The organism is Pseudonocardia hydrocarbonoxydans (genome assembly GCF_006539565.1).
Lineage (GTDB): Bacteria > Actinomycetota > Actinomycetes > Mycobacteriales > Pseudonocardiaceae > Pseudonocardia > Pseudonocardia hydrocarbonoxydans.
The window spans coordinates 1-11,869 of the sequence record NZ_BJNG01000025.1; the positions used below are offsets into that span (position 1 = coordinate 1).

The following is an 11,869-nucleotide window of genomic DNA, read 5'->3' on the forward strand; positions in this document are numbered from 1 at the left end:
CCCTAGCCCAGGTCCCTCAGCAGCGCCTCGGCCGGGCCGTACATCGCGCGGACCGTCTTGCCGTCGTGGAACTCGCCGATCGCGGTCATCGTCCAGGCGGCGCCCGCGCGGCGCAGCACGCACATGATCACGCCGGTGTGCGGCTCGGAGTCGGTCAGCTCGAAGCGGACGAGCTCGGCGCGGGTGTCGAGGTCGACGAGGCGGCAGTAGGCCCGGCTGACCTCGGTGAACTTCTGCCCCTGGAAGGAGTTGACGACGAACACGATCGCCTGCGCGTCGTCGGGGAGCTTCGCGAGGTCGACCTGGATGGTCTCGTCGTCGCCGTCCCCGTCGCCGGTGAGGTTGTCGCCGGAGTGCTCCAGCGCCCCCTTGAACGCGCTCTTGGACATGAACCACACCGAGTCGGTCTTCTTGCCGCGGCTGCCGATCACGACGGCGGACGCGTCGAGGTCGATGCTGCGCCCGCCCCGCGCCGGGTCCCAGCCCAGGCCCATCGCGACGCGGCGCAGCGGCGGCGCGCCGGTCTTGACCAGCGACACCGTCTGCCGCTTGGCCAGCGACACCTTCCCCTTGTCCAGGTTGACGACCGAGGGAGCCTGCGGCGTGGGCGGCGCCTGCTCCACCGGGGCGGGCTCGTCGTCGACGGTGATGCCGTAGTCGGTGGCGATCCCGCCCAGTCCGTTCGCATAGCCCTGCCCGACCGCCCGCACCTTCCACTGCGCCCCGCGGCGGTAGATCTCGACGCACAGCAGCGCCGTCTCCGGGCCCAGACCGTCGGGGGTGAAGTCCGCGACCGGCGTCCCGCCGACGGCCACGTCCATCCGCAGCCCGCCCAGCGCCCCGAACGTGGTGGGCCCGCGGCCGTCGAGGCTCGCCGTGACCACGACCTTGTCGATCGCGTCCTCGACCGCGGCCGGGTCGACGTCGACACCGGCGGGGTCGTAGCGCACACCGGGCGCGGTGGGCTGGTTGTAGAACACGAAGTCGGCGTCGCTGCGGACCTTCCCGGTGGCGGCCACCAGCAGCGCGGAGATGTCGACGGGCGCGGCGGCCGTGACGCGCACCGAGACCGGACCGGGCGGGAGGGGCGCGTTCGCGCCCTTCGGCAGGGAGTGCACGATGGCGATCCTGCCAGCACGCGCGACCCCCCGTTCCCGACCCGACCCCGCGAGTCCCCCGTTCCCCGCCCGCGAGTCCCCAGTTCCGCGCCCGCGAGTCCCCCGTTCCGCGGCCCCGCGAGACGGGCGGTGTCGCCGGGCCCCGCCGCCACTGCGCGACCTACGACGAGGACGGGACCGGCGCGGTGCCGCCGGGCTGCGGAGCGGGACGCGTCCCCGCCGCCCAGGCGAGTGCCGCGCACCCCCCGGCCACCGCCACCATCGCGAGCCCACCGGAGGGCCAGTAGATGTGGCCGTGCAGGAAGCTCGCCGCGCCACCGAAGAGGATCGCGGCTCCGGGCAGCGCGGCCCACCCGTCCCGGCGCACCAGCACGAACCCGGTGAGCACCACGGCGACGAGGAACGACCAGGACCCGATCATGCCGAGGTCGTTGCCGAGCGAGCGCAGGTCGTTCGCCTCCTGGCTGCCGCTCTGCGCCCGGTCGACGAGGTACCCGGCGCCGATGCCGGCCAGCACGTCGAGCGCGGTGTAGAACGCGGCGTAGGAGTAGGCGGCGATCCGGGCGAGCCACGCCACCACACCGGTCTCGCCGCGCAGCAGCACCCACAGCGCGACCGCCAGCAGCGGGAACAACGGCAGGGCGACGACGTGCAGCTGCCACCACGCCCCCGCCGTCGACTGGGCCAGCACGCGGGGATGGAACAGCCCGAGCACCGCGAGCACCAGCCCCGGGGCGGCCACGGCGACGGCCCGTCCGACCCGGTGGAGGGAGGTCGTCCGGGCACCCGCGGTCACCGTGTCCGTCACCGCCCCAGCGTCGCAGACCGGTGGCCGTCCCGCCGTCCGGTCGCCCGTCCCGCCCGCGGTGCACACCAGGCCGTCGCCGTGCACACGTCACGGGGTGTGCAGCGCGACCGCCGGGTGTGCACGGTGCGGCAGGCGGCGCTCCCCGCGGTCCGGTGGTCCCGCCGCCCGCCGCGTACCGGATCCGTAGTGTGCGTGCCGTGTCCGAACCGGTCTCCGAGATCTTCGATCCCTCCGCGTGGCGCCCGGTGGAGGGCTTCGACTTCGTCGACGTCACCTACCACCGCGCCGTCGACACCGGTGCCGTGCGCATCGCGTTCGACCGCCCCGAGGTGCGCAACGCGTTCCGCCCCGGCACCGTCGACGAGCTCTACCGCGCGCTCGACCACGCCCGCCAGACCCCCGACGTCGGCTGCGTCCTGCTCACCGGCAACGGTCCCGCCCCGAAGGACGGCGTGTGGGCGTTCTGCTCGGGCGGCGACCAGCGCATCCGCGGCCGTTCCGGGTACCAGTACGCCGACGGCGACACCGCCGACACGGTGCAGGCCGGGCGGGCGGGGCGGCTGCACATCCTGGAGTGCCAGCGGCTGATCCGGTTCATGCCCAAGGTCGTGATCGCCGTCGTCAACGGGTGGGCGGCCGGGGGCGGGCACTCGCTGCACGCCGTGGCCGACCTGACGCTGGCCAGCGCCGAGCACGCCCGCTTCAAGCAGACCGACGCCGACGTGGGCAGCTTCGACGGCGGCTACGGCTCGGCCTACCTGGCCAAGCAGGTGGGGCAGAAGTTCGCCCGGGAGATCTTCTTCCTGGGCCGGGAGTACTCCGCGGCCGACGCGCACCGGATGGGCGCGGTCAACGCCGTCGTCCCGCACGCGGAGCTAGAGGCCACCGCGCTGCAGTGGGCCAGGGAGATCAACGGCAAGTCGCCCACCGCGCAGCGGATGCTCAAGTACGCCTTCAACCTCACCGACGACGGACTGGTCGGGCAACAGCTGTTCGCCGGTGAGGCAACCCGGCTGGCGTACATGACCGACGAGGCCGTGGAGGGCCGGGACGCGTTCCTGCAGAAGCGCGAGCCGGACTGGGCGGCGTACCCCTGGCACTACTGAGCCCCCGCACGCAGGCCGATCGCGGCACCGCGCCGCCCACCCGGATGGCGGCGCCCGCGACGAGCCCCACCAGCACCGACGCCGCCAGCCACACCACCGCCCCGACCGCGACCCAGCCCACCGTCCCCATACCCGGCATATCGGGTCGGGGTGCGGAGCCGTTGCGTCACGACCGAGTGACCGGCCGTGACCCACGGTCGCCGGTCGTGCCCCGGATGGCCCCCGGTCGCGCCGACGGTGTGGACTCACGCCCATGCGGACGATCGCCCTCGACGGCTCCCCCGGCGGCGTCGACGCGCTGGTCGACGCCCTCGCCGCCGCGCTCGACGGCGGGCCCGCCGTCCTGCCGCACACCGGTCCGGCACCGGCGACGCCCGGGCCCCCGCCCGCGACCGCCGTCGTCATCGCGACGTCCGGCTCCACCGGCCGGCCGCGGCACGTCGCGCTGACGGCGGCCGCGCTGCGGGCGTCGGCAGGCGCCACCGCCGCCCGGCTCGGCGGTCCCGCCCGCTGGCTGCTGGCGCTGCCGGCCGAGCACGTCGCCGGGGTGCAGGTGATCGTGCGGGCACTGCTGGCCGGGGCCCCGCCCGCGGTGCAGGACCTGCGCCCGGGCTTCCGCGCCGACGCCTTCGCCGCCGTCACCGACGGTCTGGGCCCCGGCCCGCGGCACACCAGCCTGGTCCCCACCCAGCTGCTGCGCCTGCTCGACGCCGGCGGTCCCGCCCTCGACGCGCTGCGCTCCTACCGCGCGGTGCTCGTCGGCGGCGCGGCCCTGGACGCCGACCTGCGCCGCCGCGCGCTCGACGCGGGCGTCGCCGTCGTCACCACCTACGGCATGAGCGAGACGGCGGGGGGGTGCGTCTACGACGGGGTGCCGCTCGACGGCGTCACGGTCGATCTCGAGGCCGACGGCCGCATCGTGCTCGGCGGGCCGACGCTGGCCACCGGCTACCTCGGCGGGCCCCCGTTCGGCGGGCGGTTCCGCACCGGCGACCTCGGCCGTCTCGTCGGCGGGCGGCTGGAGGTGCTGGGCCGGGCCGACGACGTGATCGTCACCGGCGGGGAGAACGTGGCCCCCGCGGCCGTCGAGCGGGTGCTGGTCGCGCAGCCCGGGGTGCGCGCGGCGTGCGTCGTCGGGATCCCCGACGTGCGGTGGGGGCAGGTCGTCGCGGCCGCCGTCGTGCCGGGGCCGGGCCGCCCCGGCGACGACGGGCTGCGCGACGCCGTGCGCGCGGCGCTCGGCCGGGCCGCGGTGCCGCGCCGGATCGTCGACGTGGCGGAGATCCCGGTGCGGGGGATCGGCAAGCCCGATCGTGCGGCGGTGACCCGACTCGTCACGGTGACGGGCGGCCTGGAGCCCCCGAGCGGGTGACGGATTGCGCCATCACATCAGGTCGCTCACTCTGCGTTGATTGACCACTACTCCCTCATCCGGTCTGCTGCGCCAGCAGGAGCAACACAGGCACCAGCAGTCACAGAAACCACACGGGGAGTTCTCAGTATGCGGATGAGGTTGCGCACCGCGACCCTGCTGGCCGTCGTCGGCGCGGTCGCGCTCGGCACGGCCGCACCGGCCGCCGCCACCGAGACCGGCACGGCGTCCTGGAACCCCGACCTCGTCGCCGGGGAGAGCGCGGGCGTGGTGGTCGCCGACGGCACCGCGCGGCTCGACCGCTCGGGCACCCACCTGCTCCCCGCCGACGACGACGGCGCGCCCGTCCCGACCGGCCTGCTCACGTTGCCCGCACAGACCCTCGACACGCCGACCGACCGCGTCGGCACCGCCGTCGACGGCGACCTGCCCGAGGGCAGCACCGCCACGGTTGACGTCCGGGGGCTCCGCGCCTCGGGCGGATGGACGGAATGGATACCCGCGACGTCCGGCACGGCGACGTTGCCCGAGACGACCTCGCAGGTGCAGACCCGCCTCGTGCTGACCGGCGAGCCGGCCACGGAGCCGGCCGTCCGGGGGGTGACGGTCACCGCCCTTCCAGCGGCGGCGCGCACCGAGGCAGTGGTGGAGTCGGCGGCGCTGAACTACCGCGTGTTCGCCACCCGCGAGGGGCTCGTCGGCGGCACCACCGCGAACGGCCACGTGATCGCCGAGCGCGACCAGTTCGTCGCCCTCCCCTCCCGTCGCGCACTGTCGCCCCGCGGCACCAGCGACTACTCCGTCAAGGTGTGTGCGCCCAACGGACGCTGCGCGTTCGCCCCCGTCTGGGACGTGGGCCCGTGGAACACCCGCGACGACTACTGGAACCCCGCGGATCAGCGCCAGGAGTGGAAGGACCTCCCGCAGGGCCTCCCGCAGGCCCAGGCCGCGTACGCCGACGGCTACAACGGCGGCCGTGACCAGTACGGCCGCACCCCCTCCAACCCCGCAGGCATCGACCTCGGCGACGGCCTGTTCTGGGACGCGCTCGGCCTGACCGACAACTCCTGGGTCACCGTCGACTACCTGTGGACCGGCTCCGTCCGTCTGTCGCTGGTGAGCGCCGAGGAGCCGATCGACGTCCTGTCCGCACCCGACGCCGCCGCCGACGTCGTGGGCGTGGCAGCGGAGAGCGCCGCCGTGCCGGTGGAGTGCGCCCTCACCACGGACGCGGCCACCTGGCTGCGGATCGGGACCGACCAGTACATCGACGCCGACGTCGTGTCCGACGCCGAGGGGGTCGCCGCGTGCGACACCGCCCCCGCCGACGCTGCCGGCCCCACCGACACGGCCGGCCCCACCGACACGGCCGGCCCCACCGACGCCGCCGGCCCCACCAGCGCGACCGATCCCGGCGACGAAGCGACCGGCGACGCAGCGACGGGCGACGCCCCCGCGGCCGGGACCCCCTCGTCCGGTACATCCACGTCCGACGCCCCCACCGGCTCGGAGAGCCGCGCGAGCAACAGCCCCGCAACCACCGACCCGACCGGCTCCCCCGCACCGACCGCGGAACCCACCTCCCCGCAGTGATCGTTCCGAGGTGGGCATCGCGGCGGTTCGAACGACCACCACCCCCACCTCGGAACGATCACCGGAGGTGCCGACCACCCACTCCGAGGACCGGGCCGGATAGCGTTCCGGTGTGGCCACGCTGAACCAGTGGGTGCAGGGCGCCCGCCCGCGCACCCTGCCGACCGCCGTCTCCCCGGTCGTGGTCGGGACGGGCGCCGCGATCGGGGCCGGGACCGTCGCGCCGGGGCGGGCGCTGCTCGCCCTGCTCGTGGCGGTGGCGCTGGTGGTCGGGGTGAACTATGCCAACGACTACTCCGACGGCATCCGCGGCACCGACGACGACCGGGTCGGCCCGCTGCGGCTGGTCGGGTCGAAGCTGGCCGAGGCCTCGGCCGTCCGCTCCGTGGCCTTCGGATGCTTCGTCGTGGCCGGGCTGGCCGGGCTCACGCTGGTCTCGCTCGCGCAGCAGTGGTGGCTGATCGCGGTCGGGGCGCTGTGCATCGCGGGCGCCTGGTTCTACACCGGCGGCTCGCGGCCCTACGGCTACGCCGGCCTCGGCGAGGTGGCCGTCTTCGTGTTCTTCGGGCCCGTCGCGGTGCTCGGCACGGTCGTCACGCAGAGCGGCCCGCCGAGCCCGCTCGCCGTCATCGGGGCCGTGGGGGTCGGGCTGCTGGCCTGCGCGCTGCTCGTCGCCAACAACCTGCGCGACATCCCCACTGACACCGCCTCGGGCAAGCGGACCCTCGCGGTCCTGCTCGGCGACGCCGACACCCGCCGCCTCTACGTCGCGCTGGTCGCGGTCCCGTTCGTGCTCTCCGCGCTGGCCGGGCTGCGCAGCTGGCCGATGCTGCTGGCTCTGCTGGCGCTGCCGCTCGCGGTGCCGCCCGCCCGTCAGGTACTGGGCGGGGCGGACGGCCGCGCGCTCGTCCGCGTGCTGGGGGCGACGGGGCTGCTGCTGCTGGCGTGGTCGGTGCTGACCGGCGTCGGTACCGCGCTCGGCGGCCTGCGCTGACGCCGCTACCGGTCCTCCCCGCGCAGCCGCGAGCGCAGCGCCTCGCGTTCCACCGACCGCCGCCGCGACGACTCGGCGAGCGCCGCGTCGAGGCGGGAGCGCAGGCCGCGGAACAGCACCATCGACAGCGGCAGTGCCACGATCAACGCCACCAGCAGCGCCACGACGACCGGCACCCCCGCCAGCATCAACAGGGCGGCGACGACGGCGAGCAGACCCGAACGCGCGAGCGTGTAGAGCCCCACTGCGGACAACAGGCCCGGGGCGGTCGGAGAGGTCATACCCCAAGCCTACGACCCCTCGGGCCGGCCGGACCGTGAAGCTGACACGACAGTAAGGCCATGACCGCTACCGACCTCGTCATGCGCGACGGCGGCCGGTCCTGGCGACGTGATCGGGTCATCGCGCTCGGTGCGATCGTCGCCCCCACCATACGTCGTGGCCCATTTCGGCAACGCCACCGACTTCACACCGGACTTCAGGACCTGGGCCACCGGGTATCTCTCGGGCGGCCTGATTCGTGCTCGGCCTGATCGTCCTGGCACGTCGATGGAGCGGGAACCGGCCCGCCCCTGGTAGTCGGGGCGTGACGGTCGGTGGCGCGTGCCGTGCCGCCCAGCAGGGTCGCACGGGCCGGGCGGGTTCGCCGGCCGGGCGACTGCCGAGCGGCGGTCAGGCGCCGGTGGCGGTCTGCCAGATCAGGAACACGTTGAGCCCGATGATCAGCGCGGCGGCCAGCCCGGCGACGGTGGTGGTGAGGCGGTGGTTGACCAGCTCCGCCATGACGTCGCGGCGGCGGGTGAGCAGCACCAGCGGGACCAGCGCGAACGGGATGCCGAAGGACAGCACGACCTGGGACAGCACCAGCGCGCGGGTGGGGTCGATCCCGATGCCCAGCACGACCAGCGCGGGGGCGAGGGTGAGTGCCCGGCGCAGCAGCAGCGGGATCTGGCGCCGGATGAAGCCCTGCATGACCACCTGGCCCGCGTAGGTCCCCACCCCGGATGAGGCGAAACCGGACGCGAGCAGGGCGATCGCGAACGCGAACGCGGCCGGCTGGTCGAGGACCCGGGCGAGGCCGGCGTAGGCGCCGTCGAGGGTGTCGGTGTCGGGGATGTCGGTGCCGAAGAACAGGGTGGCCGCGATGACCAGCATGGCAGCGTTGACCAGCCCGGCCAGCCCCATCCCGACGACGACGTCGGTCTGCTGGCGGCGCAGCAGGAACTTGCGGTCTTGCGCGGTGTCGGCGCGGATCCGGGTCTGGGTGAGCGCGGAGTGCAGGTAGACCACGTGCGGCATCACCGTGGCGCCGATGATGCCGGTGGCCAGCAGCAGGCTGTCGGTGCCGTCGAACCGGGGGACGAGCCCGGCGACGGCGTCGGCCGGGACGATCTCGATGCGGACCACGGTGCTCAGGAAGCCGAGCAGGATGACGAAGAAGAGCCCGGCGATGGCCCGCTCGAACGGCCGGAAGCCCCGGCTCTGCAGCGCCAGCAGCGCGAACGCGACGATCCCGGTGATCACTCCGCCGGTGAACAGCGGGATCCCGAACAGCAGATTCAGCGCGATCGCGCCGCCGATCACCTCGGCCAGGTCGGTGGCGATGGCAACGATCTCGGCCTGCACCCACATCCCGCGCGACACCGGGCGGGGGAACCGGTCACGGCACATCTCCGGCAGGTTGCGGCCGGTGGCCAGACCCAGCTTGGCCGAGAGCGACTGGATGAGCATCGCCAGCAGGTTGGCGCCGACGATCACCCACAGCAGCAGATAGCCGAACTGGGCGCCGGCGGAGAAGTTGGTGGCGAAGTTGCCCGGGTCGACGTAGGCGATCGCAGCGACGATCGCCGGTCCGAAGAACAACAACCGGCCCCGCCACGGACCGCGGGCCCGGATCTCGGCGATCGTGAGAGTGGTATCACCGGTTGTCGGGCGCTGGGTGGAGTCGGTAGTTGTCATCGCCTACATGTTAGCCTACGTTCACCTACAAAGGTAGACGAATCTAACTCCTGAGAATGACAGGGCTGCTGGCTGGCCACAGGGACGCACACCGAGATTCACGGTCGACATGGCCGGCCGGCTCGTCCTCGGAGTTCCTCGCAGCGGACACGGCCGCCGGTGACGGCGTGGCTTGAGCCTGGCCGGTCGGCGACGGCTGGGCGAGTGAGACCCCGAGCAACTGGGTGGTCCGCCCGTCGACGGCGGTGCAGTAGACGGTGGCGGCCAGCGCGGTGATCCAGGTGGCGGCCGCGACAGTTCCGGTCGGCCAGCACGATCATCCCGGGCCGGGTCGACCCGAGCAGGTGGTGGGCGTAGCCGAGTTCATGAGTGCGGTCGGTGCCGAACACCGCGTCGATGATCGGGCGGGTGCCACAGGCCACCAGCGCCCGGACCATCGGATAGCCGGTGGTGGCGCAGCGGCTGCTGCCGCCCTTGCTGAACTCGATCGGGTTGGCCGGGGTGTCGGGGCAGCACAGGATCGGGCCGTCCACCGCAGTGACCAGTCGACCCCGCTAGAACACCCCTCGGCGGCCCGCGCGGGCGACACCCACCTGCACGCAACCGGTTCCGCGCCGCCCAGCAGGCGAACAACGCTCGCAGCGGCGCCACTCCCACCCGGGCCCGGGCGGCGGCCAACGCGCTCGCGCTCGGGGTGGCCGGGGCGAGCCCGTCCAGGCCCGTGCACAGCCGGGCCCAGAACTGTGGCCAGCCGATCTTGGTGAACAGACCGCCGGCGAGCAGCAGGTAGACCACTACCTGCGAGGGCGACAACCGTAGCCGCCGCTGCACGCTGCGGGTCTCGGCCAGCGCGGCGTCGCCCATCTCGAAAGGCACGATCCGGGTCGACTCGCCCAGATGCCCAGGAGCGAAGTACCCGCCGGCCACGGTGACGACCCGGGTGATGACAGAATCGGCGCTCAGCGAAGCTCCCGGTAGGTGTCGAGGCAGTCTTGGAGGACCACCTCTCCTACCGGAGCTCCGCTCCCATCTCCGGCAACGACACGCCGCAACAAGATCCTTGACCAGCAGCAGTGACCGCAACTGAACGGCTTTGAGCCTAGAGGCGCAGGCCCGGACGATCGCAGCGACACCCCACCGAGCGCGAGCAACTCCATGGCCATGGCCACGGGTCCGCTCAGATCACCGTTACGTCCACCTTGTGCAGGCCGGTGGCGCCCTGCGGGACCACACCCCGCTCGTCGATGATTTGCCGGCCGCCGTCCTGATCGGTGGCGCGGACGACGAGCTGGGTGACCCCGGCGGTGTTCGGCCGCCAGTCGTGGCTCCACAACGCCCAGGACAGGCGGGTGCCGGGGTAGGTGATGCGGGCGTCGGTCCAGGTGCGGGCGCCGTCGACGCTGATCTCCACCCGGGCCACGCCGCGGTTGCCGCCGTGCGCGGTGCCGGTGAGCACCGTGGTGGAGGTGCGTGGGACCTGCGCGCCGGAGGTGAGCGAGGCGATCCGGGACCGGGTGGGGATCTCGAAGTTCGGGCCCCAGCCCTGGGTCTCGTAGAAGCCCTTGCGCTCCTCGGTCACCAGTTCCACCCGGGTGATCCACTTGAGGCACTTCTCACCGTACATGCCGGGCACGACCAGCCGCGCCGGGAAGCCGTGCCGGCGCGGGAGGTCGACGCCGTTCATCCCGAAAGCGAGCAGGGTGGTGGGGTCGAGCGCTTTGTCGATCGGGAACGTGTCGGTGTAGCCGTCGACGGCGGTGAGCAGCACCTCGACGGTGGCGTCGGACGGGCCCGCGGCCGCGATCAGGTCGGCGAGCGGGATGCCGGTCCACATCGCGTTGCTCTCCAGCCCGTCTCCGACGCCGTTGCTGATGCAGCTCAGCGTCGTCTCCTGGGTGAGCTGGGGCATCGCACGCAGGTCGCCGAGGTTCCAGGTGGTGGGGGTGGCGACGGCGCCGTCGATGCCGAAGTTCCAGCGGGACGGGGTGATCCGCGGGTCGATCACGTTCTTGGTGACGGTGTAGAACGCCTCGTTGGCCGTGATCGGGGTGATGCCCGGGCCGCCGACGCGCAGGCCGTCGTAGGAGAAGGTCGACTCGCGCACCAGCGCCGCGCCGATCCCGCCGGTGGCCGCGGCGAGACCCACCCCGACGACCCCGGCCCCGACTCCGCCGAGCACCGCGCGGCGCCCCGGTGACACGGGCCCCGGTGAGGTGGGTGCGGCCGGCCGCGCGGTGAGTACCCGCAGCACCACCGCCACTGCTGCACCGAACAGCGCGAACCCGACGACCATGGTGGCGATGGTGATCGCCCGGGCCGGGCCGGGCGTCCATCCACCGTAGTTGGTGGACAGGTTCGGCCACAGCACCGCCAGCGCGGCGGCGAGGAACAGCGCGGTGAGGATCACCAGCAGCCGAAGTGGGCGCCGCGACACCACCGCCACCGCGATCGCGATGACGAAGCCGACCGCTAGCTGCCCGGCCGTCCCGCCGAGGATCCCGGCCTGCTTGAGCCCGTTGTAACCGCCGAAGACCCCGAACAGCCCGAAGAACTGGTCGATCGACAGCAGCGGGGCGATCCGGTCGCCGAGCAGCTCGGCGGGCGGGGGGACGCCGAGCCACAGGCGGGCCAGGGCCTGGATCGTGGTGAGGAGCAGTCCGGCGACGAGGCCGGCCAGCAGTCCGCGACCGGGTGCGGCGAGCGATGAACGCATGTGACCGACCGTAGGCGTCCGGCCGGATCCCCCGGTCCGATCCGATTGGACCGTCAGGGACCGGTAAGGGGTACGGTCAGCGGCAGCCGCACCTGCACCCGCTAGCCCAGCCGGTGGTTGCGCACGGGGCTCGCCTCGACGAGCCCCTCCGCGATGGACAGCCCGAGTCTGCCGCGAGACTCGTCGTCGGAAGCTCGCCGGAGGAC

General features: G+C 73.6%; 10 protein-coding genes and 1 pseudogene. 4 read left to right on the forward strand and 7 right to left on the reverse strand.

The annotated features are described in order from the left end of the window. Window positions 1-2 precede the first annotated feature (2 nt). Window positions 3-1,118, reverse strand: a complete 1,116-nt coding sequence (locus tag PHY01_RS15145) for a TerD family protein (RefSeq protein ID WP_218030175.1) — start codon at window positions 1,116-1,118, stop codon at window positions 3-5. A 160-nt stretch (window positions 1,119-1,278) separates the two neighbouring features. Next, window positions 1,279-1,926 carry a hypothetical protein gene (locus PHY01_RS15150; RefSeq protein ID WP_141279310.1) on the reverse strand — a complete coding sequence of 216 codons (648 nt, stop codon included), beginning with the start codon at window positions 1,924-1,926 and terminating at the stop codon, window positions 1,279-1,281. A gap of 197 nt (window positions 1,927-2,123) precedes the next feature. Between PHY01_RS15150 and PHY01_RS15155 the strand changes: the two genes are divergently transcribed. From PHY01_RS15155 to PHY01_RS15170, 4 genes are all read left to right on the forward strand, one after another. After that, window positions 2,124-3,032 carry a 1,4-dihydroxy-2-naphthoyl-CoA synthase gene (locus tag PHY01_RS15155; protein WP_141279311.1) on the forward strand — a complete coding sequence of 303 codons (909 nt, stop codon included), beginning with the start codon at window positions 2,124-2,126 and terminating at the stop codon, window positions 3,030-3,032. A 253-nt stretch (window positions 3,033-3,285) separates the two neighbouring features. Then, complete coding sequence (gene menE, locus PHY01_RS15160) at window positions 3,286-4,404, forward strand: o-succinylbenzoate--CoA ligase (protein WP_141279312.1); 1,119 nt, start codon at window positions 3,286-3,288, stop codon at window positions 4,402-4,404. Window positions 4,405-4,539: 135 nt separating this feature from the next. Continuing rightward, complete coding sequence (locus tag PHY01_RS15165; protein ID WP_141279313.1) at window positions 4,540-5,997, forward strand: DUF8814 domain-containing protein; 1,458 nt, start codon at window positions 4,540-4,542, stop codon at window positions 5,995-5,997. Window positions 5,998-6,109: 112 nt separating this feature from the next. Next, entirely contained in the window at window positions 6,110-6,991 is an 882-nt protein-coding gene (locus PHY01_RS15170) for a 1,4-dihydroxy-2-naphthoate polyprenyltransferase (protein WP_141279314.1), read from the forward strand. 5 nt (window positions 6,992-6,996) lie between these two features. Here the strand turns inward: PHY01_RS15170 and PHY01_RS15175 are convergent, their stop codons facing one another. The 5 genes and pseudogenes from PHY01_RS15175 to PHY01_RS15190 form a co-directional block, all read right to left on the reverse strand. Continuing rightward, window positions 6,997-7,272: a DUF4229 domain-containing protein gene (locus PHY01_RS15175; RefSeq protein ID WP_141279315.1), complete on the reverse strand. Its 276-nt coding sequence runs from the start codon at window positions 7,270-7,272 to the stop codon at window positions 6,997-6,999. A gap of 391 nt (window positions 7,273-7,663) precedes the next feature. After that, entirely contained in the window at window positions 7,664-8,950 is a 1,287-nt protein-coding gene (locus PHY01_RS15180) for an Nramp family divalent metal transporter (RefSeq protein WP_141279316.1), read from the reverse strand. Between the two features lie 98 nt (window positions 8,951-9,048). Then, entirely contained in the window at window positions 9,049-9,483 is a 435-nt protein-coding gene (locus tag PHY01_RS27650) for a hypothetical protein (protein WP_246085937.1), read from the reverse strand. 151 nt (window positions 9,484-9,634) lie between these two features. Further along, a pseudogene (locus tag PHY01_RS27655) lies at window positions 9,635-9,814 on the reverse strand (transposase domain-containing protein); the annotation flags it as partial. Between the two features lie 313 nt (window positions 9,815-10,127). Beyond that, entirely contained in the window at window positions 10,128-11,663 is a 1,536-nt protein-coding gene (locus PHY01_RS15190) for a molybdopterin-dependent oxidoreductase (RefSeq protein ID WP_141279317.1), read from the reverse strand. Between the last annotated feature and the right edge of the window lie 206 nt (window positions 11,664-11,869).

Excerpts from the sequence above, each read along its gene's own strand:
- menE (WP_141279312.1), top strand. The coding sequence starts at position 3,286 with ATGCGGACGATCGCCCTCGACGGCTCCCCCGGCGGCGTCGACGCGCTG.
- PHY01_RS15165 (WP_141279313.1), top strand. The coding sequence starts at position 4,540 with ATGAGGTTGCGCACCGCGACCCTGCTGGCCGTCGTCGGCGCGGTCGCG.
- PHY01_RS15175 (WP_141279315.1), bottom strand. The coding sequence starts at position 7,272 with ATGACCTCTCCGACCGCCCCGGGCCTGTTGTCCGCAGTGGGGCTCTAC.
- PHY01_RS15180 (WP_141279316.1), bottom strand. The coding sequence starts at position 8,950 with ATGACAACTACCGACTCCACCCAGCGCCCGACAACCGGTGATACCACT.
- PHY01_RS15190 (WP_141279317.1), bottom strand. The coding sequence starts at position 11,663 with ATGCGTTCATCGCTCGCCGCACCCGGTCGCGGACTGCTGGCCGGCCTC.